This window comes from Embleya sp. NPDC050154, from assembly GCF_044460165.1.
In the GTDB taxonomy this organism is placed as follows: Bacteria; Actinomycetota; Actinomycetes; order Streptomycetales; family Streptomycetaceae; genus Embleya.
On record NZ_JBITJP010000001.1, the window covers coordinates 1 to 26,121 of the forward strand.

The 26,121-nt window shown below is 72.8% G+C and carries 21 protein-coding genes and 2 pseudogenes; 9 read left to right on the forward strand and 14 right to left on the reverse strand.

Going from position 1 to position 26,121, the window contains the following annotated elements; genetic code table 11:
* A pseudogene (locus ACIBSV_RS00005) lies at nucleotides 1–749 on the reverse strand (acetyl-CoA C-acyltransferase); the annotation flags it as partial.
* Between the two features lie 361 nt (nucleotides 750–1,110).
* On the opposite strand from ACIBSV_RS00005, the gene ACIBSV_RS00010 reads away from it, so the two are divergent.
* Nucleotides 1,111–1,401, forward strand: a complete 291-nt coding sequence (locus ACIBSV_RS00010) for a hypothetical protein (protein ID WP_331770636.1) — start codon at nucleotides 1,111–1,113, stop codon at nucleotides 1,399–1,401.
* A gap of 51 nt (nucleotides 1,402–1,452) precedes the next feature.
* Here ACIBSV_RS00010 and ACIBSV_RS00015 read toward each other — a convergent pair whose 3' ends face one another.
* The 4 genes from ACIBSV_RS00015 to ACIBSV_RS00030 form a co-directional block, all read right to left on the reverse strand.
* Nucleotides 1,453–2,247, reverse strand: coding sequence for a class I SAM-dependent methyltransferase (locus tag ACIBSV_RS00015; RefSeq protein ID WP_395858575.1), 795 nt, complete (start codon nucleotides 2,245–2,247; stop codon nucleotides 1,453–1,455).
* Between the two features lie 124 nt (nucleotides 2,248–2,371).
* Nucleotides 2,372–3,004, reverse strand: coding sequence for a maleylpyruvate isomerase family mycothiol-dependent enzyme (locus ACIBSV_RS00020; protein WP_395858576.1), 633 nt, complete (start codon nucleotides 3,002–3,004; stop codon nucleotides 2,372–2,374).
* Between the two features lie 69 nt (nucleotides 3,005–3,073).
* Nucleotides 3,074–4,477, reverse strand: a complete 1,404-nt coding sequence (locus ACIBSV_RS00025; protein WP_395858577.1) for an RNA polymerase sigma factor — start codon at nucleotides 4,475–4,477, stop codon at nucleotides 3,074–3,076.
* Nucleotides 4,478–4,503: 26 nt separating this feature from the next.
* Entirely contained in the window at nucleotides 4,504–4,854 is a 351-nt protein-coding gene (locus ACIBSV_RS00030; RefSeq protein ID WP_331770639.1) for a YciI family protein, read from the reverse strand.
* Nucleotides 4,855–5,296: 442 nt separating this feature from the next.
* On the opposite strand from ACIBSV_RS00030, the gene ACIBSV_RS00035 reads away from it, so the two are divergent.
* Nucleotides 5,297–5,983 carry an NUDIX domain-containing protein gene (locus ACIBSV_RS00035; protein ID WP_395859300.1) on the forward strand — a complete coding sequence of 229 codons (687 nt, stop codon included), beginning with the start codon at nucleotides 5,297–5,299 and terminating at the stop codon, nucleotides 5,981–5,983.
* A 130-nt stretch (nucleotides 5,984–6,113) separates the two neighbouring features.
* On the opposite strand, the gene ACIBSV_RS00040 is transcribed toward ACIBSV_RS00035, so the two are convergent.
* The 3 genes from ACIBSV_RS00040 to ACIBSV_RS00050 all read right to left on the reverse strand — a co-directional run bounded on the left by ACIBSV_RS00040 (nucleotide 6,114) and on the right by ACIBSV_RS00050 (nucleotide 8,049).
* A complete protein-coding gene (locus ACIBSV_RS00040; RefSeq protein ID WP_395858578.1) occupies nucleotides 6,114–7,034 on the reverse strand; it encodes an aminoglycoside phosphotransferase family protein in 921 nt (306 codons plus the stop codon).
* Nucleotides 7,035–7,161: 127 nt separating this feature from the next.
* On the reverse strand, nucleotides 7,162–7,626 hold the full coding sequence (locus ACIBSV_RS00045) for a hypothetical protein (protein WP_395858579.1): 465 nt from the start codon (nucleotides 7,624–7,626) through the stop codon (nucleotides 7,162–7,164).
* Nucleotides 7,627–7,737: 111 nt separating this feature from the next.
* Nucleotides 7,738–8,049, reverse strand: a complete 312-nt coding sequence (locus tag ACIBSV_RS00050) for a TetR-like C-terminal domain-containing protein (RefSeq protein ID WP_395858580.1) — start codon at nucleotides 8,047–8,049, stop codon at nucleotides 7,738–7,740.
* A 14-nt stretch (nucleotides 8,050–8,063) separates the two neighbouring features.
* On the opposite strand from ACIBSV_RS00050, the pseudogene ACIBSV_RS00055 reads away from it, so the two are divergent.
* Nucleotides 8,064–8,888 (forward strand): annotated as a pseudogene (locus ACIBSV_RS00055) (NAD-dependent epimerase/dehydratase family protein); the annotation flags it as partial.
* Between the two features lie 207 nt (nucleotides 8,889–9,095).
* Here ACIBSV_RS00055 and ACIBSV_RS00060 read toward each other — a convergent pair.
* Both ACIBSV_RS00060 and ACIBSV_RS00065 read right to left on the reverse strand, forming a co-directional pair.
* Nucleotides 9,096–9,770, reverse strand: coding sequence for a class F sortase (locus tag ACIBSV_RS00060; protein ID WP_395858581.1), 675 nt, complete (start codon nucleotides 9,768–9,770; stop codon nucleotides 9,096–9,098).
* Entirely contained in the window at nucleotides 9,757–10,389 is a 633-nt protein-coding gene (locus tag ACIBSV_RS00065; protein ID WP_395858582.1) for a hypothetical protein, read from the reverse strand. The genes ACIBSV_RS00060 and ACIBSV_RS00065 overlap by 14 nt, the downstream gene beginning before the upstream one ends.
* A gap of 330 nt (nucleotides 10,390–10,719) precedes the next feature.
* On the opposite strand from ACIBSV_RS00065, the gene ACIBSV_RS00070 reads away from it, so the two are divergent.
* From ACIBSV_RS00070 to ACIBSV_RS00080, 3 genes are all read left to right on the forward strand, one after another.
* Nucleotides 10,720–13,281 carry a SpoIIE family protein phosphatase gene (locus ACIBSV_RS00070; RefSeq protein WP_395858583.1) on the forward strand — a complete coding sequence of 854 codons (2,562 nt, stop codon included), beginning with the start codon at nucleotides 10,720–10,722 and terminating at the stop codon, nucleotides 13,279–13,281.
* A 44-nt stretch (nucleotides 13,282–13,325) separates the two neighbouring features.
* Complete coding sequence (locus ACIBSV_RS00075; RefSeq protein ID WP_395859301.1) at nucleotides 13,326–15,491, forward strand: SpoIIE family protein phosphatase; 2,166 nt, start codon at nucleotides 13,326–13,328, stop codon at nucleotides 15,489–15,491.
* A 128-nt stretch (nucleotides 15,492–15,619) separates the two neighbouring features.
* Nucleotides 15,620–16,423 (forward strand): IclR family transcriptional regulator, encoded by an 804-nt coding sequence (locus tag ACIBSV_RS00080; protein ID WP_395858584.1) that lies wholly within the window; start codon nucleotides 15,620–15,622, stop codon nucleotides 16,421–16,423.
* Between the two features lie 16 nt (nucleotides 16,424–16,439).
* Here ACIBSV_RS00080 and ACIBSV_RS00085 read toward each other — a convergent pair whose 3' ends face one another.
* Nucleotides 16,440–17,228, reverse strand: coding sequence for a dienelactone hydrolase family protein (locus tag ACIBSV_RS00085; protein WP_395858585.1), 789 nt, complete (start codon nucleotides 17,226–17,228; stop codon nucleotides 16,440–16,442).
* Between the two features lie 183 nt (nucleotides 17,229–17,411).
* Nucleotides 17,412–17,885: a hypothetical protein gene (locus ACIBSV_RS00090; RefSeq protein WP_395858586.1), complete on the reverse strand. Its 474-nt coding sequence runs from the start codon at nucleotides 17,883–17,885 to the stop codon at nucleotides 17,412–17,414.
* A gap of 1,156 nt (nucleotides 17,886–19,041) precedes the next feature.
* Here ACIBSV_RS00090 and fusA point away from each other — a divergent pair.
* Nucleotides 19,042–21,162, forward strand: coding sequence for an elongation factor G (gene fusA, locus ACIBSV_RS00095; RefSeq protein WP_395858587.1), 2,121 nt, complete (start codon nucleotides 19,042–19,044; stop codon nucleotides 21,160–21,162).
* A gap of 78 nt (nucleotides 21,163–21,240) precedes the next feature.
* On the opposite strand, the gene ACIBSV_RS00100 is transcribed toward fusA, so the two are convergent.
* Nucleotides 21,241–21,903 carry a response regulator gene (locus ACIBSV_RS00100; RefSeq protein WP_395858588.1) on the reverse strand — a complete coding sequence of 221 codons (663 nt, stop codon included), beginning with the start codon at nucleotides 21,901–21,903 and terminating at the stop codon, nucleotides 21,241–21,243.
* Entirely contained in the window at nucleotides 21,900–22,946 is a 1,047-nt protein-coding gene (locus ACIBSV_RS00105; protein ID WP_395858589.1) for a sensor histidine kinase, read from the reverse strand. The genes ACIBSV_RS00100 and ACIBSV_RS00105 overlap by 4 nt, the downstream gene beginning before the upstream one ends.
* A gap of 157 nt (nucleotides 22,947–23,103) precedes the next feature.
* On the opposite strand from ACIBSV_RS00105, the gene ACIBSV_RS00110 reads away from it, so the two are divergent.
* Together ACIBSV_RS00110 and ACIBSV_RS00115 are read left to right on the forward strand one after the other, a co-directional pair.
* Nucleotides 23,104–23,805, forward strand: a complete 702-nt coding sequence (locus tag ACIBSV_RS00110; RefSeq protein ID WP_395858590.1) for a DUF2306 domain-containing protein — start codon at nucleotides 23,104–23,106, stop codon at nucleotides 23,803–23,805.
* A gap of 205 nt (nucleotides 23,806–24,010) precedes the next feature.
* Nucleotides 24,011–25,792, forward strand: coding sequence for a histidinol-phosphatase (locus tag ACIBSV_RS00115; protein WP_395858591.1), 1,782 nt, complete (start codon nucleotides 24,011–24,013; stop codon nucleotides 25,790–25,792).
* Nucleotides 25,793–26,121 lie beyond the last annotated feature (329 nt).

The following is a 26,121-nucleotide window of genomic DNA, read 5'->3' on the forward strand; positions in this document are numbered from 1 at the left end:
CGGAAGACCGGCTTGAGCCCGGAGATGCCCTCCAGCGTGGTGCCCGCGCGCGGGCCGTCGTCCTTGGCCACCACGGTGCCGTCGGCGAGCGTGACGGGGGTGATGTCCTTGGCCCAGAAGCCGTCGGCGATCGCCCGCTCGGCGAGATTCTGCGAGCGCACCGCGAACTCGTCCTGCTCCGCCCGCGAGACGCGCTTGAGCCGCGCGAGGTTCTCGGCGGTCTGGCCCATCGCGATGTACACGTCCGGGAGCAGACCCTCCTCGCGTGGGTCGATCCAGTCCGGGGTGGCGGCGCCGGACCGCTCGGCGGAGCGCTGTTCGGCCGGTACGAACAGCGGGTTGTGGGTGTCGGGAAGCGAATCGCTGCTGCCCTTGAGCGCGGCCCGGGAGACCGACTCGACACCGGCCGACACGAACACGTCGCCCTCCCCCGCCCTGATCGCGTGCATCGCCATGCGCGTGGTCTGCAACGAGGACGAGCAGTAACGGGTGATGGTGGTTCCGGGCAGGTGATCCATGCCCAGCATGACCGCGACATTGCGGCCCATGTTGAAGCCCTGCTCGCCGCCGGGCCCGCCACAGCCGAGCATCAGGTCGGCGATGTCGTGCGGGTCCAGACCGGGGACCTTGTCCAACGCGGCCCGAACCATCATGGCGGCCAGGTCGTCCGGCCGGACGTCCTTCAACGAACCCTTGAACGCACGCCCGATCGGCGAGCGAGCGGTCGAGACGATGACTGCTTCGGGCATGACGGCATCCCTGCTGTGAGTGTGACCGGCCTATGTGCGACCGGCCCCGAGTGCGGCTGGTGGGAGCGGAACCGGTGCGAGTACGAGCGGCTGGCGGCACCGAACCCGCGACCCCATGAAGGTACCGACTGGTCGGTATCTCCGCCAGAGGCCACGCCCACCGACACCGGATCCCGAACCCGTCTCGCCGACCACCGATCGCGCGTCCGGGCGCACCCCACGGCGCGGCGATGTCCGACAACCGACGATCGAGGAGCACCGACCCGGATTCCACCCCCTCGCCCCGCCCCGATCTGGTCTCCGCGTCGAGCACCGGCTACCGTCCCCTCAGGACCGGAACGCCAGGGGAAGGGAGGGCACCGTGAAGGCGCACCCGAGCGGCCCGTACCGCGTGGAGTACACGGAAACGGCCGCCGCCGTACGCGACTCGCTCCCGCCCGAGCGCCGTGAGCAGCTCACCAAGGCGCTCCGGGTCCTGGCCCGCGATCCGTACACCAAGGCGTCCGCCCCCATCGGCCCCGACGACGACACCCGTCAGGCGATGGTCGCCTCGGCGCTGCTCATCGAGTACGGCGTACTGCGCGGGGTCATGGTGGTCGTCGTGGTGACCGTCCTCGACGGCATGGAATTCCTCGGCGACACCGACGAGTAGCGCCGGCGCCCCATGGCGCCGGCTGCGACCGACCGTCCCGGGGCCCCTGGGTCAGCCGCGGGCGACGATCAGCCGGGCGCGCGGCCGATGGTGCCAGACGCCGGCCGGAGCCCGCCCGAGGAACTCCGCACGCACTCGCGCGACGAACTCGTCTCCGCGCTCCATGGCGAGCACGCGCAGCGGCCCGGACCGGGTGAAGGCGTCGAAGAAGGTCGGCGCGTCCGCGTGCGACATCCGGTACGCCGGATACTCGTCCCGCTCGATCACCGCGCCTCGCGCCGCCAACACGTCCGCGAGTCGCCCCTCCCAGGAGCGGTCCCCCGGCGGCACGTGCGCCCGGATCACGTCGCTCATCAGCGCGAACGGCCCGTCGGTCTCCGTACGCTCGGGCCAGAACACCACGGAGAGCCGCCCGCCCGGGCGAAGCGCCGCCGCCCAGGACGCCATCGCGAGTTCGGGCTCGGCGAGCGCCTGCAGGCCGAACACCGACACCACCGCCGCGCATCGGCCCGACCACCGGGCGGCCGGCAACGTGGCATCGCCTTCGACCACACCGACCCGAGGCCGACCCGCGGCCCGCTCGCGGGCCCGCCGAACCATGGCCGGGGCCAGGTCGATGCCGACGATCTCGCGCTCCGCGAAATCCTCCGTCAGCACGTCGAGCTCGGGAAACGTCCCACAGCAGGGCACCAGAATCGGCCCCTCCGGCAGCGACGCACCGCCGACACCCGCCACCGCCGTGCGCACCCAGGGCGCGAACCGGGGCACGAAATAGTTGTCGTACCCCTCGGCCGCCGCGTCCCATCCCCGGGCGACCCGAGCCAACCGCTCCTCCGCCTCGCTCACCGCCACCTCGCCATGCGCCGCCACACCACCGAGAGAGTCATCGACCCACCTTCGCATCCGAACTCCCCCGGCACCGAGCACCGCCGAAGACATGCCGGACGGCCGCATGCCCGAAGGCCGTGCCCTACAGCGCACTCGCGATCCTGGCGCGGCCCGGGCCGGAGACGCCCGTGAGGCCGGCCGGACGGCCCGTGGCCAGGAGAAGCAGATCGGCGGTCGGGCCGCGTACCTCGTCGGGGCCGGTACCCGCCGACCACTCCGCGTCGGTGGCCACCAGGCGCGTGCCCCGGCAGCGCTTCCGGGCGCCGTAGAACGGGCTGGACAGCACGTGGCCCAGGGCCGCCAGGGCCCGCTCCGTCGGCATCTCCCGGACCCGGCCCAGCGGTCGCGCGGCGTCCTGCCCGTGCACCAGCACGTCGACGAGCGGGTCGAGCGGCGCCGCCAGCGGTGCGCGGCGGGCCGAGCCCGCCGTCTCGCGGACTTGGGCGATCAGTTCCGCCGGAGTGAACCTGGCGGCCAGCTCCCGGGCCTCGTCGGCGGTCATCCGGTCGAAGTCGCCCCGGGCCCGGATCGCGCCCTTGATCATGCTTCTCAGCGTCGTACGCGTCGACGTGGTCAGGTGCGCGGCCAACTCGTGCATCGTCCAATCGGAACAGAGCGAGGTCACCCGCCAGTCGTCCGCGTCGAGCGTGTCGAGGAAGTCGGCGAGGCTCAGTCGTTCGTCCCGTACCCAGGCAAGAATTTCGTCGCGGTCCATGTCCGGCTCTCCTCGGGTCATGTCGTTGTCGTACAGGTGTCGTCGCGGGTGTGGTGACGACCTCGACCGTCAGCGATCGCCGGCCGTGTCCGAGCCGGACCGCTCGCCCGACCCGGGCGGTTCGGGCGGCTCGACCTGCTCGGGTCCCGGGACCGGCTCGACTTCGCTCAACCGGCGCCGCAGGTGTGCCCGTTCGGGTTCCGTGCCGGCCAACTCCAGCGCCTCGCGGTAGGCCGCCGCCGCCTCGGGGAAGCGGCCGAGTCGACCCAGCAGATCCGCCCGCGCGGTCGGGTACGGGGGATAGCCGCGCAGTCTCGGCTCACCCGCCAACTCGTCCAGCAACGCCAGACCCGCCGCCGGGCCGTCCCGCATCGCCACCGCCGCGGCCCGGTTCAGCGCGACGATCGGCGAGGGGGTGAGCACGAGCAGCACGTCGTACAGCGCCACCACCTGCGGCCAGTCGGTGGTCGCGACGTCCGCGGCCTCGTCGTGCAGCGCGGCGATCGCGGCCTGCACCGCGTACCGCCCGGCCGGCCCACCGGTCAGCGCGGCCACCACCAGGCCCCGACCCTCCTCGATCATCGACCGGTCCCACCGTCCGCGGTCCTGGTCGTCGAGCAGCACGATGTTGCCGTCCGGATCGGTCCGCGCCGCGCGGCGCGCGTGGGTGAGCAGCATCAGCGCGAGCAGCCCGGCGACCTCGCGTTCGGCCGGCAACAGCCGACGCAGGATCCGGGCCAGCCGGATCGCCTCCTCCGCGAGGTCGAGCCGCTGCAACCGCGGTCCGGAGCTGGCCGCGTAGCCCTCGGTGAAGATCGAATAGACCACCTGGAGCACGCCGGGCAGGCGCTCCGGCAACTCGTCCGCGCCGGGTACCCGGAAGGGGATCCGCGCCTCGCGGATCTTCTTCTTCGCCCGGACGATCCGCTGGGCCATCGTCGCCGTCGGCACCAGATACGCCCGGGCCACCTCGGGCGTGGTCAGCCCGGCCAGGCAGCGCAGCGTCAACGCGCCGCGATCCTCGGCGGGCAGCGCGGGGTGGGCACAGGTGAAGAACAGTTGCAGCCGGTCGTCGGGCAGGTCGGCGTCCGCCTCCGGCGGCGGCGCGGGATCGGCCCGATCCGCCTCCACCTGCAACACGGCCAGCCGAGCGGCGTACGTCCGGTCCCGCCGCAGCCGATCCACCGCACGACGGCGCGCCGTGGTCAGCAGCCAGGCCCCGGGCCGGTCCGGCACGCCGTCGACGGGCCAGTGCACCAGCGCGGCCTCGATCGCCTCGGAAGCCACCTCCTCGGCCAGGTCGAGATCACCGAATCGGCGCGCGAGTGACGCGAGCAGCCGACCTCGCTCCTCCCGGAACACCGACTCGACGGACGCGCCCACCGCCCCGTCCCCCGACCCCCGACCGACATCCTCGGCTCCGTGCCCGGCCGCGCCCGCGGGCCACCCGGCATCGGCTGCTCGCTCATTCATCGCCGTCCGCCCTCAGCCTCGGGCCGTCAGGCGTCGAAGTCGGCGATCGGCCGCACCACGATCGACCCACCACCACGCGCACCGGGACAACGCGCGGCCCAGTCGAGCGCGACATCCAGATCCGGCACGTCGATCACGTAGATGCCACCGAGCACCTCGCGCGTCTCGGCGAACGGTCCATCCGTCACCGTCCGCTCACCCGTCGGCCCGACCCGAACGGTCGTCGCGGTGATCAGATCCGCCAACGACTCCCCGGACACGAAGATCCCCGCGTCCTTGACCTCCTTGTCGTAGCTCATCCAGTCCTCGACGGTGCACCCCTCGGCGCCGCCGTCCGCGTCGATCGCTCCACTGTGAATCAACAACATGTACTTCATGTCCGACTCCCGTTCGTCCTTCACATCCTCGCCCGGCACCCTGCCGCACACCATGACGACGAACGGGCAACGACCGAATCGACAGCTCCCCGAAAAAACTTTCCGTGACCTCTCCGCACCGTGTGTAACGAGCGGCGTCGGCAATGATCGGGCGTCGAGGTCGGTGGGGGACGACTCGGGCCAGGGAGTCGATCCGGTCCCCCAGCCGCCGGAGGCCCCGACGCACTCATCCCACCCGACGCCGAGCGATCATTCCCCCATGACCCTGTTCGATCACGCGTCCCCCCGTCGGCGGCCCCGCGCGAGCCCGGCACCCGCGCGCTCCCGAGCCGGGTCGGCTCCCGCCCACGCGGCCCCCGGCCCGCCGCCGGGCCGTCCGACGCAAGGAGACACCACCATGAGCACGACCCGTCGCACCTGTGATGCCCCGGCCGGGCAACCGATGATCGAGGGCATCGACATCCCCGACCGTCGCGGCCGTACCGGACTGGACCGGTACGGCCGCGACCCGACCGGCAACCCGAGGGTGCGGATCCGCGACGTCGAGGTACTGGCCTGCGACTGGTACGTACTGCGCAAGACCACCTTCGACTACCGACACGCCGACGGGCATTGGAGTCGTGAGCAGCGTGAGAACTACGACCGGGGCGACGGCGCCACGATCCTGCTCTACGACGCCGATCGCCGCACCGTGCTGCTCACCCGCCAGTTCCGCCTGCCCGCCTACGTCAACGGGCACCCCGACGGGATGCTGATCGAGACCGCCGCCGGCTTGCTCGACGGCGACAGCGCCGAGGAGGCCATCCGGCGCGAGGCGGCGGAGGAGACCGGACACACCGTCGGCAAACCCGAGTACGTCTTCGCCGTCTACATGAGCCCCGGCTCGGTCACCGAACGCGTGCACTTCTTCGCCGCGCCCTATGGCTCGGGGACCGCCACCGACGCCGGCGGCGGGATCACCGCCGAGGGCGAGGACATCAGCGTCCTCGAACTTCCCTTCGCCGACGCGCTCGCGATGATCCGGGACGGCTCCATCGCCGATGCGAAGACCATCATGCTGCTCCAATGGGCGGCCCTGGACGGCCCGTTCCGGTCGGACCCGATCGTCGGCCCGGCCGCGAACCGATAGCCCCGGCACCGCCCTCGCCCGCCGTACCGACCCCGAGCGGAGACGGTACGGCGGGCCCGCAGGTGCGGCCCCACCCCGGCGATGGGCGCCGAGGACCCCGCGCACCGGGGCGCCCATCCACGGCCGCGCGTCATCTGCCCAGTAGCGCCTCCGCCACGGCGACCTGCGCGGGGTTCAGCGCGGTCTCGCCGTCCTCGATGTCCCACAGCGCGTTCTGGAGCACCCGGCCGAGCGTCCACCCGGTCGCCCGCCGCCGATCCAGGTCCAGGACCTCGGTCAACAGGTCGAAGCGGCGGAGCACCGTGCGGGTCACGTCACCGCCGGCCACCGCGTCCGCCCATCGGCTGTCCAGCGCCGGCCACAACTCGAACCCCGGGTCGCCGGCCAGCGGTTCGGGATCGATCACCAGCCAGGGTTCGCGCGCCGCGGCGAGGACGTTGTCGTAGTGCAGGTCCCAGTGCAGCAACCGGTCGCCGGGTTCGCCGATCAATTCGGCGACGGCGCCCGCGCAGGTGCGCACCAGGCGTTGTTCGGCCGGGTCGCGCAGGGCCGGCACCGCACGCGGCACCTCGTCGAGCATGGCCGAGGCGATGTCCGCCAGGTGCCGCAGGCCCGCCGGCGCCGGCACCGCCACCAGGCGTGCCATCAACTCGGCGAGGGTTCGCATCGCGTCGTCGTCATCGGGCACCGACGACAACGACCGGGTCGCGTCCAGTCGTTCGAGCAGCATGGTGCCGTCGTCCGGGTCGTGGTCGAGCAGCCGCACGACGCCGTCGCCGTTCCAGGTCCGCAGACCGAGCGCGACACCGGCGTTGTCCTCGGTGGGCTGCTGGAGTCTCAGCACCGCCGGTGTGCCGTCCGCGCGGGTCACCGGCAGCACCAGCGCGGCCATGCCGTGCCCGGCGGGGCCGTCCGGCCGCAGCGACCAGCGATCCAGGGTGTCCGCGGCCAGCCTCGGCAGCGCGTCGAGCCAGGCCAGGGCGTGGGCGCCCTGGCGGCCGTAGGAGCGGGCGAAAGCGGCGGGAACGCCGACGGAAATCGACGTACTCATATCGGGTTTCTCCTTCGTGGGTTCCGGATTCTCACGGGTACGAAGGAGGTGATGGGGGTGCCCGGCAGCCGGGCAGGCGTCAAATCATGGTCTCAGCCTACCCGTGCGTTGCGGCCGGCCGGATCGGTCAGGACACGTCACGCAACAGGCGCCCGGCGTACACGTCGCTCACGTGGCCTCGCAGATGCGCCCAGACCGCGACGGAGCACGGGAACTCGCCGTCCCGGTAGGCGATGAACACGGTCCCCTCGCGCCGGAACAACCCGTGTTCGGCGTCCTGTGGTTCCGGCCAGTCGCGGACCACGGCCGCGGCCCGGTCGGCGTCCACGCAGCGCAGCGGCACCACCGCGAGTTGCTCGTACTCGCGGGGCACGGTGTGCGCGATCACCTGGACGTCGTTCATGTGCCGACCGAACGCGCGCAGGTGATCGCCGCGCTCCCACGGGCGGTTCGAGGCCCACGTACCGCACGAGCAGGTCGCGCGGGTGGCGACGAAGCCGAGTGCGGCGTGGTCTCCGGGGTAGGTGGTGAACTCGATCCGGTGGCGGTCGAGTCGAACCAGTGGGTCCTGGGTGTAGTTCGGCATGCTCATGAGGGTTCCCCCGAGGTGTCGTCGCGTGGTATGGCACGAGCGTAGGCAAGCGCACCGACAACGGCGAGCGGATTTCGGCGCGAGCGCCGGCCGGGGAGATCCGATCCGACGTCAGCCGGACGCGTCGGCCGCCGACACGACGGCTCCGGGTGTCGCGCGATGGCCTCGGCACGCCGCCTCCAGCGCGACCCGCCATTGGTGCTCGGCCCGTTCCTCGTCGCCCAGCGCGCCGCGCAGTTCCAGGCCGGCCAGGCCGTGCACCAGGGCGCTGAGATGGGTGGCCGTGTCGTACGGATCGGTCGGCGCGAACCGGCCGGCGGCCACGCAGCGCTCGACGGCGCGCACCAGGGTCTCGAAGGTGCCCTGGATCCGGGCCAGATCCGCCTCGTCGGGACGGTAGTCGGCGATCGGGCGGCCGAACATCAGGTGGCGCGCTCACCGTTCCCGACGGCGTCAAGGTCCGACGCGGCGACATCGCCACGACCGACGGTGCGAAGGCGGCCTGCGCCGGCGCCGCCGTGGTCTACCACTGCGCGGCTCCGGCCTACACCGCGTGGGTGAGCGAGTTTCCGCGGATGACCGACGCGATCCGCGGCGGCGCGGCGGCCGCCGGGGCCAAGCTGGTCTTCGCGGACAACCTGTTCGCGTACGGGCCGGTGAGCGCGCCGATGACCGAGGACATGCCGTCCGCCGCGAGCAATCCCAAGGGCCGGGTCCGGGCCGCGATGGCGCGCTCGCTGCCGGCCGCGCACGAGGCCGGCGAGCTGCGGGTGGCGATCGGGCGCGCGTCCGACTACTACGGCCCGCGCGGGGTCGACACCACGGTCGGCGAGACCGTGTTCGGCGCGGCGGTGCGGGGCAAGGTCGCGCGCTGGGTGGGGCCCCTGGACCAGCCGCACTCGTTCAGCTACCTCCCCGACTTCGCCAAGGGTCTGGTCCTGCTCGGCGAGGACGCGCGGGCGGACGGACAGGTGTGGCACATCCCCACGGCCGAGCCGCTGACCGGGCGGCGGTTCCTCGATCTGGTCTTCGCCGAGTCGGGCGGCCCGGACAAGTCCGCCTCGGTGAGCCGCACCATGCAGCGCGTGCTCGGCCTGGTGAATCCGACCGTGCGCGCCCTCGGCGAGACCTGGTACCAGCACGACCGCCCGTTCGTGGTCGACTCCACCAAGTTCACCGGGACCTTCGGACCGCTGCCCGCGACCCCGCACGCGGAGGCGATCGCGAGCACCGTCGCCTGGTTCCGCGCCGCGAACGCCTGACGGTCGATTCGCGTCCGCCCCGACCCCGCCGCCGCACGGGCACCCGCGCCGAGTCCGGGCGGGCTCGGCTCCTCGGCCGCCGCCCGGGACTCGGACGACCCGAGCCCGGGGCGGCGGCCGGGCCGATACGCCCGCGCCGATCCCGCCCCGCGCGAAGGCGGGTGCGGGTCGGGCGTCGCGGGCGTATCGAGCAGCCCCCGGGATATCTCAGCGGCTGCCCGTCAGGTGCGCGAAGACGACGACATTCGCGGCGTAGCCCGTGTGCTTGTCGTAGCGACCGCCGCAGGTGATCACCCGCAGCTCGGCGGCGTCGGTCGGGCCGTAGACGACGTCGTCCGGGAAGTCGTCCTTCGGGTAGGACCGGACCGCGTCGACGGAGAAGACCGCGGTGTGTCGGTCCCGCCGTTGTACCTCGATGCGATCGCCCACCCGGAGCAGGCCGAGCTTGAAGAACACCGCCGGGCCCGAGCGGGTGTCCGCGTGGCCCACGGTGATCGCGTTTCCTCGGGCGCCGGGGGCGACGCCGTCGCGATACCAGCCGACCAAATTCTTGTTGCCCACCGGGGGCGTGGCCAGCCGGTGGTCCGGACCGATGCCCAGCGGGCTCATCGGCGCGTTGACGCCGATCGACGGGATCTTGATCCGGGTGGCCACCGACGCCGACATCGGGGTGACGTCCACCCGGTGTCCCGCGTCGTTCGGGACGCGGGCGCGAGCGGGCGCCACGTCCGAGACGGGAGCCGGCGGCCGCTCGACCGTGCCGTCACCGGTTCCGTGCTGTACCAGCCACAGTCCGACGACGAGCGCCAACGCGGTCGCTCCGGCCGCGAACGGGCCGGAGCGACGCTTGCGGTGCGCCGGCCTGGGTTCAGTTCGACCCATCGCCGGTGGCCCGGCGACGACGGTGGAGGTAGAAGCCGAAGCCACCGAGGGCCCCGCCCCCGACCAGCAGGCCGGCCGTCACCTCACCCGTGTCGACCTGCGAACTACCACCGCCGCCACCGGCGTTGACGCTGCCCACCGGCCGCCCGCCGGTGCTGCCGCTCGTGGTCCCGCCGTTGGTGGTGCCGTTCGGGCAATCGACCTGGAACACCTTCTGCTTGCCCGCCCCCTGCTCGCCCTCGAAGGTCCACACCAGCTTGTACTGCCCGTTCGGCAGCGACAGCGTCGAGGTGTGCCCGGTCCCGTCCGCCGCGAGGGTGATGTTGCCGCCGAGCACGGTCCCGTTGCCGTCGGCCGGCTGCGCGGCGATCGTGTACGTGACCGCCTGGAGTCCGTCGAAGTTGAAGGCCGCCAGGTGGAACTGGCACACCTTGGGCTCGTTGCTCTGGTTCGTCGGCGAAGTGGTGCTCTTGTGCACCTTCACGTCTCCGTTGTCCCCGGGTGCCATCGGGAGCGCGTGCGTCGTGCCGGCACCGGCGAACGTGGCGGCGCCCGCCGCGATCGCGGCGACGGTCAGCCGCCGTAGGCGGGGGGACGGACTGGGGCTGGGGGATGGCATCACAATGGCACTCCACGGGGAGGGTGGACGACGGATCGTCGAATCACCTGAAGACGGGACATTTCGACCGTGACGCGCCCACACATCGCCCCACCGGCGACACGCGCCGCCCCGCCTTGATTTCACCCGTATGCCCCACCGTGCGGCGCCCGTCGCGGTCCGTCACCGCACCCGTGCCACACTCGGCGATATGCCTGTCTCACCACGATTGCGCCCGTTTGACATCGGCTGCGCGCAGGCGTACTCCGAGACTATGCGCGCGCAAGCAGCGGAGCGGCCGCCGCGCCGCACGGTGGAAAGACGCCCGGCCCACGGACGTGGGTGGCGCCCATGACCGGAACCGTGCCCGGACCCGGTTCCCATCCCCTTCGCGCGTTGCGGACCGAGGCCGATCGCCACGAGGAGCCCGACGCGATCCTGGCCGAGTGCTCGACCTCGCTGGACATGGCGGTGCGGGCCACCGGCGCCTACGCCGGGGTGGTCTACCTGCGCTCGCCCGATCGGCGCTCGCTGGTACTGGCCAAGGTCGCCGGGCTGGCCGTGTCGCTGCTCGGCCCGTGGAGCCGAGTCCCGGTGACCGGCGCGCTGCCCGCCCCCGAGGCGTACCGCACCGGGCACACGGTCTTCCTCGCCGACGACGGCGACACCATGCGGCGCTTCCCGCAACTGGCGCTGGGCATGCCGTACGCCTACGCGTCCGCGTCCGCGCCGGTGCGTGCGGGCACCGAGACGTTCGGCGTGGTGACGGTGATGTGGCCCGCCTCGCCCGGCCGGGGCCTGCCCGCCTCCCGGCGCCGAGGACTGCGCGCGGCGGCCAAGCGGCTGGGCAACGCGCTGGGCGCACGGGCCGACCGCGGCGCGCGCATCGAGTACGACGGCCCGCCGACGGTGACGCTGCTGCCCGCCAACACCTTCCCGCTGATCCGGGTCGGCCTGTTCGACTGGAATGTGGCCACCGGCGACTTCGACGCCGACGAGGAACTGTGCGAGCTGTTCGGCGTCGACCCGGCCCGCTTCGATCGACGCGCGACGACGCTGGCCGCCCGGGTGGTCTCCGGCGGCGGGCGCGAGTTCCGCGAGGCCGCGCAGCAGGCCGTGCGCACCGGCCGGGTACTCGCCTGGCGACTCCAGGTGACCGGCCCCGACGGCGCCAACCGCCCCCTGGAGGTGTGGGGGCGGGTGCCCGACGACGAGGTCGCCGGTCGGGCGCGGCACCTGGTGGGCGCGGTGTTGGACCTGGGCACCGGGGCGGCGGCGGCCGAGGCGGTGGAGCGGCTGCGCGACGGCGTGTTCTCGCTCGACCCCGAGGGCCGGATCACCTACGCCAGCCGCAACCTCGCGGACCTGCTCGGCGTCGCGGTGGAGGACGTGCTGGGCCGCACCCCGTGGGATGCGCTGCCGTGGCTGGCCGACCCCTCCTACGAGGACCGCTATCGGGCGGCGATGTTGTCCCAACAGCCCGGATCCTTCCTGGCCCGCACCCCGCGCGACCGCTGGCTGGCCTTCTCGCTGTATCCGGACCCGTACGGCCTGACCGGCAAGGTGGTCCCGGTGGGCGCGCCGCCGGGTGCGGGGGGCACGGTCGGCGGCGAGGCGACCCGGGTGGACACCGAGGCCGCGCCACCCCGGCTCGGCGCGATCTACCACGTGCTCCAGATGGCCGGCGCGCTCACCGAGGCCGTGTCGGTGGGCGAGGTGTGCGAGGTGGTCGCCGACCAGATCCTGCCCGCGTTCGGCGGCCGGGAACTGGCCGTCTACATCGTCCAAGACAAGCGCTTCTTCCTGGCCCTGCAGACCGGCTATCCCGAGGGCTTCCTGGACCGGTTCGAGGGCGTACGACTCGACGCCGCGCTGCCCGGCGTCGAGGCGCTCACCCAGGGCGTGCCGATCTTCTTCGAATCGGCGGAGGAGCTGTCCGCGGCGTATCCGGGCATCCCGCTCGACGAGATGTCCGCGTGGGCGTTCCTGCCGCTGATCGCCTCGGACCGCCCGGTGGGCAGTTGCATCCTCGGCTTCGACCGGCGGCACGCGTTCACCCCCGAGGAGCGCTCGGTGCTCACCGCGCTGAGCGGCCTGATCGCCCAGGCACTGGAGCGGGCCCGGCTCTACGACGCGGAATTCGCCCTCGCCCGCGGTCTCCAACACGCGCTGCTCCCGCACCGGCTGCCGAATCTGCCGAACCTGGAGGTGGTCGCCCGCTACCTCCCCGGCACTCAGGGCATGGAGATCGGCGGCGACTGGTACGACGTGATCGACACCGGGAGCAGGGTGGTCCTGGTGATCGGCGACGTCGAGGGGCACAGCGTGGCCGCGGCCGGCATCATGGGTCAACTGCGAAGCGCGGTAAGGGCGTTCGCCACCGGCGGGCAGCGGCCCGACGAAGTGGTCCGGTGCACCAACCGGCTGCTCGCCGATCTGGACACCGGCCTGTTCGCCAGTTGCTGCTACATCGAACTGGACCCGGCCCACGGCACGGCCGAGGCGGTGCGGGCGGGTCATCCGCCGCCGCTGCTGCGCGGCCCGGACGGGCGGACCACGGTGCTCGAGCTGGCCGGCGGCACCCTGCTCGGGGTGGATCGGGCCGCCGAGTACCCGGTGACCCGTTTGGCCCTGGATCCCGGCTCGGTCCTGGCGCTGTACACCGACGGCCTCGTCGAGGACGTCGGCGCCGACCTGGACCTGGGCATCGACCGCATGCGCGCGTCCCTGTCGCGCGCCGCCGACGCGAGCCTGGCCGAGCTCGCGGATCGAATGCTGCGCGACGCGGGCAGGTTGACCGAGCGGGCCGACGACGTGGCCGTACTGCTGACCCGTTGGCCGGCGCCCCGGGACGGGCCGCCGGGGTCGGCCGGAACCGGCACGGACCCGGGAGCGGCGGCCGATCTGCGCTGAGCGGCAAACGCGCGACCATGGAAGAGGAGGAACAGGAGGGCTTGATGGGCACACCCCACACCGCCGGTGCCGACGATGGCGGTGCCGACGCGTCCGCCGTGCCCTGGGGCGCGGACCGGGCGCTGCTCGACCACCTGCTCAACCGGGCACCCATCGGCATGGCGGTGGTCGATCGCGAGCTGCGCTGCGTGTGGCTGAACGACCAGTTGGAACGCAGCGGTGGGATCCCGCGCGCGCTGCGGCTGGGTCGGCGGATAAGCGAGGTGCTGCCCGGCCTGCCGGCCGAGACCATCGAGGCGGTCATGCGCGACGTGCTGGAGACCGGCGTCCCGCTGATCGACCACGAGTACCAGGGCCGCACCGCGAGCGATCCCGACCACGTGCACGCGTACTCGACCTCGTTCTTCCGGCTGGAGGACGGCGCGGGGGCGCCGGCCGGGGTGTGTTACCTCGTGATCGACGTGACCGACCGGTGGCGGGCCCGGCAGCGGCTCGCGCTGCTCAGCGACATCGGCGCGCGGATCGGCACCACCCTGGACGTCGCGCGCACCGCGCAGGAACTCGCCGACGTCGCGGTCCCCGACCTGGCCGACTTCGTCGCGGTCGACCTGCTGGAGCCGGTGCTCAGCGGAGTCGAGCCGGCGCCGGGCCCGGTCCGCCGGGACAACCCCGAGCTGATCCGGCTCGGCCAGCGCTCGGCCCGCGAGGGGCGCGACGGTGCGGCGGCCGGGGCGGGCGGCAACCTGGCCGAGTCGATCGCCCGGATCGGCGAGCCCGCCCCGGTGGCCCCCAACTCCCCCGGCGCCCGCTGCCTGGTCGACGGCAAGGCGGTCCTGGAACCGGTCCTGGACCCGGAGATCCTGCCCTGGCTGGCCGAGGACACGGTGTCCACGGACCGGACCCGCACGGTGGGTCTGCACTCGATGATGGTGGTCCCGATCCGGGCCCGCGGCACCATCCTGGGCGTGACGCACTTCTTCCGCCGGGACACCCCCGACCCGTTCGAGGGTGACGACCTGATCCTGGCCGAGGAGTTCGTCTCGCGCGCCGCCGTGTGCATCGACAACGCGCGCCGCTTCACCCACGAGCACGCCGCCGCACTGGCCCTGCAACGCAGCCTGCTGCCGCACGGGCTGCCTCGACAGACCGCGGTCGAGGTGGCCAGTCGCTACCTGCCCGCCGACGACCGGGCCGGGGTCGGCGGCGACTGGTTCGACGTGATCCCACTGTCCGGGGCGCGGGTCGCGCTGGTGGTGGGCGACGTGGCCGGGCACGGCACGCACGCCGCGGCGACGATGGGCCGGTTGCGCGCGTCCGTACACACGCTGGCCGATCTGGACATGCCACCGGACGAGTTGCTCGCCCACCTCGACGACCTGGTCATCCGGTTCGTCGACGAGGAGGGCATCGGCGAGGGCGGCGTGGACACCACCGCGCTGGGCGCCAGTTGCCTGTACGCGGTATACGACCCGGTCGGCCGGGTGTGCACGATCGCGCGCGCCGGGCACCCGCCGCCCGCTCTGGTCCGGCCCGGCGGCGCGGTGGAGTTCCTCGACCTGCCCGCCGGACCGCCCCTGGGCCTGGGCGGCCTGCCGTTCGAATCGGCCGAGTTCGAACTGCCCGAGGGCAGCCTGTTGGTGCTCTACACCGACGGTCTGGTCGAGACGCGCGATCGGGACGTGGAATTCGGGATGGACCGACTGTGCGCGTCGCTGGCCGACCCCGACCGACCGTTGGACGAGCTGTGTCGCTCGGTCCTGGGCACCCTGTCGCACAATCCGCCGCGGGACGACGTGGCACTGCTCGTCGCGCGCACCCGCACGCTCGACTCCTCGAAGGTGGTGTCCTGGGACCTGCCCGCCGATCCGGCCATCGTCGCCGAGGCGCGCACGCTGGCCGGACGGCAACTCGCCGAGTGGGGACTGGACGACATCGCGTTCACCACCGAATTGGTGGTCAGCGAACTGGTCACCAACGCGATCCGGTACGCCTCGGGGCCGATCCGCCTGCGGCTGATCCGCGACGCCACGCTGATCTGCGAGGTGTCCGACGCCACCAGCACCAGCCCCCGGTTGCGCCACGCGCGCACCTCCGACGAGGGCGGGCGCGGGCTGTTCCTGGTCGCCCAGTTCACCCAGCGCTGGGGCACCCGCTACACGGGTGACGGCAAGACGATCTGGGCGGAGCAGTCCCTGCCCGCACAGGGCTGACCCGGCGCGCGCCGACCGGCTCGCCCCGTTCCGGGCAATCGCCGATCCGGCCGCTCCAACCGACCGGGACCGGCGCGGCGGGGAGTTCGGCGGGCCGCGGCCGGCGCCCCCGCTGATACCGTTTTCGCATGTCAGGAACCATTCCCCGGGAAACAGGAAATGGCCAGGCCTACCGCGGGCGCAACTCCACCGCGGATCGCGCTTTGGACATCCTCCTGCTGTTCGACGAGGAGCGACTCGCGGTGTCCGCGAACCAGGTCGCCGAACACCTGGGCGTCGCCCGTTCCACCGCGTACCGCTACCTGCAGAGCCTGACCGCCAACGGGTTCCTGGAGGAGAACGACGGCGGCTCCGGTTTCCGGCTCGGGCCGCGGGTGCTGGACCTGGCCCGGCTGGCCCGCAAGGGGGTCGGGCTGTCCGACCTGGCCCGGCCGTTGATGCGCGGGTTGGCCCGCGCGGTCGGCCAGCCGGTGCTGCTGACCCGGCGGGCCGGCGAGGCGGTGGTGTGCCTCGAACGCGAGGAGGCGACACACACGCTGCGCCTGTCCTACGAGCGCGGTCAGGTACTGCCCGTCCACGCCGGCGCCGCGGCGCTGCCGTTGTTGGCCTGGGCCGATCACGCCGAGGTGGAGCGACTGCTCGCCCGCCCGCTCCCCCGTTTCACCGACGCCACCGTCACCGATCCCGACGAACTGCGCGGACGCCTCGCCGACATCCGCGCCGAGGGGTACACGGTGGCGCGCGGTGAACTCGACCCGGACGTGCTGGGCATCGGCGCCCCCGTGCGCCGCGAGGACGGCGCCGTCGTGGCCGCGGTGAGCATCGCCGCGCTGTCGCACCGGGTTTCCGACGATCGGGTGCCGGAGTACGTCGCGGCCGTCTGCGCCGCGGCCGCCGAACTGTCCGCCCAGGTGGCCCGGATGGGCCTGTAGGGACGGCTCGGCGCGGTCAGCCGATCACGGGCAGTCGGCGATCGAGGAAGGCGTACGTACGGGCCCACGCGGTCTCGGCGGCCCGGGCACGGTACAGCTGCGGGCGGGCCTCGCACGCGAAGGCGTGACCCGCGTCCGGGTACACGTGGCTCTCGAAGTTCGCGCCGGCCGCGCGCAGCGCTTCGTCGATCGCCTCGACCCGGGGTGCGGGAATGGTCGAGTCCTCGGCGCCCACGTGCAGCAGGAGCGGTGCGTCCAGGTACTTGGCCCGGCCCAGTACGGCGTGCGGCCCCGAGGCTATGCCCGTTCCGTAGAAGACCACGGTGCCGGCGAGGCCGGCGATCGCTGTGGCCGCGGTGAACGCGGCCCGGCCCCCGAAGCAGAAGCCGACCAGTGCGGTGCGGCCGGTGCCGATCGACTCGTGCTCGGCGAGGTGGGCCAACACCGCGCGGATGTCGAGGGCGATCGCCGCCGGGCCGATCGCGTCGATCAGCGACATCGCCTCGGCGCGCTGTTCGTAGTCGAGCGTACGCACCCCGTTGCGATGGAAGAGGTCGGGTGCCAGGGCCAGGTAGCCGCGGGCGGCGAACCGGCGGGTGATGTCCCGGATGTGCTCGTTGACTCCGAACGCCTCCTGGAGCACCACGACGGCACCGGCGACTCGGGCGGTGGGGTTGTCGTGGCCGCCGTCGGGGCCCTGCGGGTGTGCCGCGTAGACCCGCATCGGACCGTCGCCGGTCGGCACGGTGATCCATCGGCCGGAGCCGAGACCGTGGTCGTGGTCGTGGTCGTGGGAGTCGTTCATCTCGAGGTCCTCGACATCCTGGCGATTGCGGTGCGGCGGGTGGCACGGGCCACGAGGCCGCCACATCCCACCCTGGTACGCCCGGGCCCGCCGCGCGCGGCGAGACGGCGGCGCGGACCGGGCCCACTCGGTCTTGACAACGGCCGGTGCGCACCACGTCACCGATCGATCCGGCGACCTCGATCAGGGGCGCGCTCCCGGACCGCCCGGGTCCCGATCGACCGATGGCGGGATTCCGGGCGCGTTGAAGGTCAATCTGTCGAAGTCCCGGCCCTGGACGACCGGACCGAGTTGGGTCCCGCCACTGATCGTGTTGTGCACCGCGCCCGACCCGCCCTCTCCCGCCGGGGCCAACTCGTCCAGCAGCGCGCGCAGTTCCGCCGCCACGACCGGATCCTCCCGCAGCAGTCGACGCAGCCTGGTCCGCCACTCGGCCTCGATGTCCGCCGCCACCAGGTCGTCGCCGGTGTCCCGAGCCACGATCAACTCGCGTTGCGAGAGTTCGAGGTCCTCCTCGATCTCGGTCTCTCGGGCCGGATCCCCGTGACCGAACAGGGTGGCGATCCGGGCCCGGGCCTGAGCCCAGGACTCGGAGACCATCAGGCCCACCATCGTGGTCGCGCCGGATGTCGCCAGCGTCATCAGTTCCGCTTCCACGCCGCCCCCCGTAGCCGTCCGCACCGGGACGGGTGGACCCACGCGCGCCCCGCCCGAACCGTGTCGTCGCCGAGTCCGTCCTCCCGGGCCCGCCGTTGCGCGCATTGTTGCCCACATCCGCGCTCGAACACGCCGACTTCGCCGAACTCGACCACATCGCGCGACGCCCGCACGACTCGGCGTGACCCGGCATGACCCGATGTGCCGCCGCCTGCGCGCTGCCGCTCGACCGGTTCGCCGCGGCCCGTCCGGGGGCGATCGGGCGCCGACCGTGGGTCCGACCGCCACCTGACCGGGCAACCGGGGCGCCCTCGCCGCCCTGTGCGGCACGCTTCCTCGCCCGCTCTCCTGTGGGCGAGCCCGATCCGACACCGGCACGCCCCGGCCCGACGGCGGGTGCGGGAACCGCCTGCCGACCCATCACCCTCCCCACCCGCGGGCCCCTCGGCCGGTCCCTCCGGAAATCCAGGTGACCGCCCCGGAGTTGTCGATCTATGGTGGCCGCATGGACGTGACCTGCAAGCGGATCGGAGCGCCGCGCCCCGCGTTCGGCACCCGGCCGCGAAGCGCGCGTCCGACGTCGAACCGGGAGCCGTGGAAGGGCCGTTGGCCCGATCGCTCCGGGTCGCCTCGCGGCTGATTCGCCACCGGTAGCCAGGGGGACGACACCCGTCGTCCCACCCGCCGGCCCGCGACGCCACAGCCGCCACCGAGCCGACCCGAAGGCCGCCGCCCCGCGCTGAGCCCGGCTCGTCCCGGCTTCGCCGGCGCACGTCGAACCCTCACCGGCCCCCATGCCGCGCCCCCGCGCCGCACCGGTCCGGCCACACCGCCACGCCGTCCCGACGGCGCGCGCCGGTGTCGTCGACCGCTGCACGCGGTGCGCCCATGGGTCGATGAGGTGTGCCCGGTCGTGTCCCGACCGGCCCCGGCGGCCCCTGCGCCTGCCTGTGTGTCCGCGCTTGCGCCTGCCTCTGCGTCTGCGCTTGCGTCCGCACCGCACCTGCCATGCGACGAAGTCCGTTTCCCCTTCGTACCGTTCGCCCACCGCACGCGGCGCCGCCGGGTGCCGGGCCTCGCCGACGGGGTCACGGGTCGATGGCGGCTGCCCGGATTCGTCTCCACCCATCCATCGAGCAGGAGAGAAGAACCAGTCATGACCGGAACCGCCCGCGACCTCGCCGGCATCCGCAACATCGGGATCATGGCCCACATCGACGCCGGCAAGACCACCACCACCGAGCGGATCCTGTTCTACACGGGCGCCTCGCACCGGATCGGCGAAGTACACGCCGGCACCACCACGACGGACTGGATGCCCCAGGAACGCGATCGCGGCATCACCATCACGTCCGCCGCGATCACGTGCGACTGGACACTGGAGGGTGTGCGGCACCGGCTCAACCTCATCGACACGCCCGGCCACGTCGACTTCACCGTCGAGGTCGAGCGCTGCCTGCGCGTCCTCGACGGCGCCGTGACCGTCTTCGACGGGGTCGCCGGCGTCGAGCCGCAGTCGGAAACGGTGTGGCGTCAGGCGGACCGCTATCGGGTGCCCCGGATCTGCTTCGTCAACAAACTCGACCGCACCGGTGCCGACTTCCGTCGCTGCGTCGAGATGATCGGCGAACGACTGGGCGCGGTGGCCCTGGTGCTGCAACTGCCGATCGGCGCCGAGGCCGACTTCCGCGGCGTCGTCGACCTGGTGCGCATGCGTGCCCTGCTTTGGTCGGCCGAGACCGGACTCGGCGAGGCGTACGAGGACGTCGAGATCCCGGCCGCACATCGCGCGACCGCGCTCGAATGGCGTGCCCGACTGCTGGAGACCGCGGCCGAACACGACGAGGCGATGTTGGAGCTGTACCTGGCGGGCGAGGAACCCACCGAGGCGCAGTTGCACGCCGCGATCCGCCGGATCACCATCGCCTCCGGTCTCCACGAGGGTCGCACCGTGACCCCCGTGCTCTGTGGAACAGCGTTCAAGAACAAGGGAGTTCAACCTCTGCTCGACGCCGTCGCACGCTACCTGCCGTCCCCGCTGGACGTGCGGGCGATCGAGGGCCATGCGGTCGACCCGACGCGGCCCGAGGTCGTCCGCCTGCCCTCGGACGAACAGCCGCTCGCGGCCCTCGCGTTCAAGATCGCGAGTGATCCGCACCTGGGCAAGCTGACCTTCATCAGGCTGTACTCGGGCCGGCTCCGCACCGGCGACCAGGTGCAGAACTCGGTCAAGGGCCGCAAGGAGCGGGTCGGCAAGATCTACCGAATGCACGCCGCCAAACGAGAGGAGATCGCGTCCGTGGGCGCGGGCGACATCGTCGCGGTGATGGGGCTGCGCCAGACCACCACCGGCGAGACGTTGTGCGACCCGGCGCACCCGGTGGTGCTGGAATCGATGGACTTCCCGATCCCGGTGATCGAGGTGGCCATCGAGCCCAAGTCCCGGGCCGACCAGGAGAAGCTGGGCGCCGCCATCCAGCGCCTGGCCGAGGAGGACCCGTCGTTCCGGGTCAAGACCGACCGGGACACCGGCCAGACCGTCGTATCGGGCATGGGCGAACTGCACCTGGAGGTGCTGGTCGACCGGATGCGGCTGGAGTTCGACGTGGCCGCCGACGTCGGCCGGCCACGGGTCGCCTACCGCGAGACGGTGCGCGCGGCGGTACCCGGGCACGACTACACCTATCGGAAGCAGACCGGCGGCAAGGGCCAGTACGCCAAGGTCCGGATCGCGATCGAACCACTGGAGGGAGACGGCTACGAGTTCGTCGACAAGATCACCGGCGGGCGGATTCCGAAGGAGTACATCCCGTCGGTGGACGCGGGCTGCCGGGCCGCGATGGAGTTCGGGGTGCTGGCCGGCTACCCGCTCACCGGACTTCGGGTCACCCTGCTCGACGGCGACTTCCACGACGTCGACTCGTCCGAGATGGCCTTCCGGATCGCCGGATCGCTGGCCTTCAAGGAGGCCGCGCGGCTGGCGTCGCCGACCCTGCTCGAACCGATGATGGCGGTGGAGGTGACCACGCCCGAGGACTACCTCGGTGAGGTGATCGGCAACCTCAACGCCCGTCGCGGACAGGTCAGGACGATGTCGGAGCGCTCCGGCGCCAAGGTGGTCGCCGCGCTGGTGCCGCTCGCGGAGATGTTCGGCTACGTGGGCGACCTGCGGGGCCGGACCTCGGGTCGGGCGAGCTACACGATGGAGTTCGACTCGTATGCACCGGTGCCCGGACACGTCGCGGACACGATCCTGGCCAAGGCCGGCACGGCGTAGCGGTCGAGAAGGGTGCGGGGCTCCGCCTGCGGGCGCAGCCCCGCACCCGGGTCCCGTCCCGGGGGACGGGATCCCGGTTCACTCCACGACGGTGGACGTGCCGCGATAGGCGAAGCCCGTCCGGTAGGCCCACACCACGGCCTGGGTGCGATCGCGCACGTCGAGCTTGGCCAGCACGTGTTTGACGTGCGTCTTGACCGTCTCCACGGACAGGTGCAGCGAACGGGCGATCTCGGTGTTCGACAGGCCCAGCGCCATCGCCCGCAGCACATCCGCCTCACGCTCGGTGAGCCGGGCCGCGCGCTCGTGGTCGGGACCCACCCGCGCGGCGTGCGAGGCGAACAACCTGCGGGCCACCGCCGGCGACACCACCGCGTCGCCGGCGGCGACCGCGCGGATCGCCGTGACCAGTTCCTCGGGGGTGGCCCGCTTGAGCAGGAATCCGTCCGCGCCGGCGGTGATCGCGTCGTCCACCACCTCGTCCAGGTCGAACGTGGTGAGCACCAGGACCCTCGGGCGATCCGGCGCGGCCATCAGGTCGCGGGTGGCGGAGACCCCGTCGCGGACCGGCATCCGGATGTCCATCACCACCACGTCGGGTTTCAGCGCGAGCGCGGCGCGCACCGCCTCGACGCCGTTCGCGGCCTCGCCCACCACCTCGATGCCGGGCTCGGCCCGAAGCAGCGCCTTCAGGCCGCCGCGGACCAGCGCGTCGTCGTCGGCCAGCAGGACCCGGATCACGAGGGCGCCTGTGCGGGCAGGGTCGCGCGTACCCGGAATCCGGTGCGGATCGGGCCCGCCTCCACCTCGCCGCCGACCAGGCGGGCGCGTTCGCGCATGTTGGCCAGACCGCGACCTGGCCGGCCGATCCGAAGGTTTCCGCCGTGGTTGACGATCTCCAGCACCACGGTGGCGCCGACCTGGGCCAGGTGCACGTCGATCCGGCCCGCCTCGGTGTGGCGCAGTGCGTTGGTCAGCGCCTCCTGGACGATCCGGTGCAGTGCCCGGGCGACACCGGCGCTCATCGTGACCTCCGCGGCGTCCAGCCGCAGCTCCCGTCCGGCGGCCCGGACCCGATCGACCAGGCCGGTCAGGTCCGTCACCGGCTCGGCCGCGTGCATCACCCGGACCAGACGGTCGAGTTCACCGAGCGCCTCGCGGCCCACGCTCTCGATGTTGCCGAGCGCCTCGCGCGCGAAGGCGGGATCCGCCGCGAACACCCGGCGGCCGACCCCCGCCTGCATGACCATCACGTTCACCGCGTGCCCGATCGAGTCGTGCAGCTCACGGGCCAACTCGGTGCGTTCCTCGGCCCGGACCCGGGCGTGCTCGGCGGTGGTGGCGGCCCGTCGACTGCGCGCCGCGTCGCCGGTGACGGTGGCGATCAGGAAGCACACCAACAGGCTGAACACCTCCACCGCGCCGACCGGTTCGCGATCGGACAACACGTAGCCGCTCACCGCGGCCAGCCCCGCCACCGCGCCGACCCATCGATCGAGCGCGCCGCGCAGCGAGAAGAGGGTGAACAGCGAGATCCACGCGGGCCACTGGGTCACCGTGGTGGCATAACCCGCCACCGAGTTGACCACCACCAGCACCGACGCGACGACGACCACCACGACCGGCGCGGTCCGGCGCCACCACAGGCAGACCGCCGCCGCGACCGCCAGTGCCAGGCCGGCCGCGTCCGGGCCGCGATAGGGCGAACCGGCCGGCATGAACACGGTCACCGAGGCCGCGCAGACCACGAATGCCACGGTCAGCCAGGCGTCGGAAATGCGCATGGCCCATCCTGCACCGATCGGGGCCGGATCGGTCCACCTCCCCTCGGCGGAGACCACCCTCCCTCGCAGGAGGGAGACGGTTCCCCCGCCCCGAGGGGCGAGCGCGGCACCCCGTGCTTCCTAGCGTTGCCGGCATGCAGCGAAAGGACGCACGGACATGACGGCGGTGACGCACGACTCGACCCGAGGGCGCACGGCGGGGGTCTGGTGGCTGGCCCTGACGGCCCTGGCCATCGCGGTCTTCGCGCCGCTGCCCTACCTGACCACCTCACTGGCCGAGCTGGCCGCGGACGACGGCGACATCGCCGCGAACTACGCGGACCGACCCGCGTGGGTCCGCGCCGCCTTCTACGCCCACATCGTGCCCGCCGCCGTGGCCCTGCTGTTGTCCCCGGCACAGCTCTCGGCCCGTGCCCGGGCCCGCGCGCCGAGGCTGCACCGGGTCTGCGGTCGGGTGGTGGTGGCGTGCATCGTGGTCGGCGGCGTCGCCGGCCTGACCCTCGCGCCGATGAGCTACGCCGGCGCGGTGGGCACGGCCGGGTTCGGCATGCTCGCGGTGTTGTGGACGACCTGCGCGCTGGCGGCCGTACGGGCCATTCGGCGCGGCGCGGTCGAGGAGCACCGCTGGTGGATGCACCGGACCTTCGCGTTCACCTACGCGGCGGTGACGTTGCGGCTGTGGCTGGTGATCCTGGTCCCGTTCACCGACTTCGACAGCGCGTACAAGGTGGTCCCGTTCCTGTGCTGGGTGCCCAACCTGATCGTGGTCGAGCTGCTGCTGCGCCGGAACGGGCGGGGCCGGTCGGCGTCGCGGCGGCGTCCCGGCGACACACCCGATTCGCTGGTTCGGACCGGGTGAGACGGGCCCCGGTGCGGGGGAGGGAACACGGCGACGTCGAGCAGGGGCCCTCCGTCTCGTCGCAAGGCCCGGGCTCGCGGGGGACGCGCACCCGAAGATCATTCCGCCCGTCACGTGCGCGCGGGATGTTCGTCGCCCGTTCGCCACCTGCGGCCCATAGCGTCACGGCGGCATCCCCCGACGCCCCCGACCGCAAGGACCCCACATGGCGACCGCCGATCACTCGAACCAACCCGATCACCCCGCAGTGCGACTGCCCGAGTGGGCCGACCCGGAGGTGGCCGAGGACCGGCTCGACGCGCAGGGCGTGTCCCGGCGCGGCCTGATCGGTCGGGCGGGGCTGTTCGGGGCCGGTTTCCTGGGCGCGTCGGCGCTCGGTGCGGTCGGCGCCGGCTCGGCCGCCGCGGCCGAGTCCGACGACGGGGTGCAGGCGAGTTCGCGTCCCGGTCACGACGGTCCGCCCGCCAAGTACGCCTACCTGGTGGGCGACCACCACGTGCACACCGTCTACAGCCACGACGCCAAGTACGGCTTCGCCCAGTCGGCGGCGCAGGGTCGCCAGTTCGGCCTGGACTGGATCGTCTACACCGAGCACGCCAACTTCGGCCACGCGAACGCGGGCGGCGCCCAGCGCGAGCACGAGGAGATCGTCAAGGCACGCAAGGAGAACCCCCGGGTCCTGATCTTCCAGGGCCTGGAGTGGTACGTGCCCGCCGCCGAGCACGCCACCCTGATGGTCGCGCCCGGCGCCAACGAGGTGGAGCTGCTGCGGCAGTTCGAGCTGAAGTTCGACGCGAAGCTGAACAAGTTCGACGTCGGCGCGGTGGGCGACCCGGCCACCGCCGCAAACGAGGCCAAGGCCGTGGAGGCGATCCGCTGGCTCGGGCAGCGTCGGCGCGAAGGCTACGTGGACGACGTGCTGGTTTTGGCCAACCACCCGAGCCGGCTGGGCATCGTCTCCCCGCACGAATTGCGCGCGTGGCAGGACGCGGACCCGTCGATCTTCCTCGGCTTCGAGGGCGCGCCCGGTTCGCAGGCCAACGCCGACCCGGAATGGGTGAAGTTTCGCGAGGGGCAGTCGGGGCCGGGCAGCTTCCAGCGCGGCGAGTACCAGAACGCGCCGTCGCCGCAGAGCTGGCCGAGGTACCCGATCGAGAGCTATCGCACGCACGGCGGCTTCGACTGGATGACCGCGACGGTCGGCGGCATGTGGGACGCGTTGCTCGCCGAGGGCCGGCTGTGGTCGGTCACCTCGAACTCGGACAACCACCGCACCATGTTCGACACTTACGCGGACGGCGCCTACCCGCCCGGCAAGGGCTTCGACGATCTCGGCTCCAAGCCGCTGCCCGTGGACACCGGGGTCCCGCAGCCCGGCAGCGACTTCTGGCCGGGGCAGTTCAGCCGCACCCACGTGGGTGTGGAGCGCTTCGGCTACCGCGACGTGATGGCGGGCCTGCGCGCCGGGCGGGTGTGGGTGGACCACGGCCAGTTGCTGGACGGTCTGGACGTGTGGCTGGTCGCGGACAACGGTCGCACCGAGCCGGTCACCCTGGGCGGCCGGCTGCCGCTGGCGGCCAACCGGGGCGCCACGCTCTACATCCGGGTCACCACGGCGAGCCGGCCGAACTACCACGGCGAGATTCCCCGACTCGCGCATGTGGACGTGATCACCGGAACCGTCACCGGCAAGTCCCGCGACGCCGACTCGTGGCAGGCCCCGGACACACGCGTGAGCAAGCGCATCGACGTGGCCGGCCGGACCGGCACCTACACCCTGAAGGTGCAGCTGCCGCGCCGGAACAAGCCGTACTACATCCGGCTCCGGGGCAGCGACGGAAACCGGCACGGCGTCGGCCCGTTCGGTCCGCGGGTCGACCCTGCCGGGCCGATCCAGCACCCGAACAACGACGGCGACCCGTGGCGCGACATCTGGTTCTACAGCAACCCGATCTTCGTCGACGTCAAGGGCTCGCACCGGGACTGACCGACGCGCACGGCACGGCCGAGGCCGGGGATCATCGATCCCCGGCCTCGGCCGCGAGCCGGGTACCGGTGCGCGCCGGGACCCGGCCGAGCATTCGATGATGCGCCACCGGGGACCGCGGCCGGACCGCGGGACCTGCCGGTGCGGACAGGCCCTGTCCGGCGGATCCTGGTGGATCGGGCCGCGTCGTGAGCGCAGCGAGGAGCCCGAAGGGCGGATGCCGTGCATCGGCGTGCCGGAGAAGCAGCCGCATAGTGGTTCTCTTCGGCTGTTTCTCCGGTGCGGCGAGGCGCGGTGCCGGGCGGCGCGGACCCACCAGGATCCGCCGG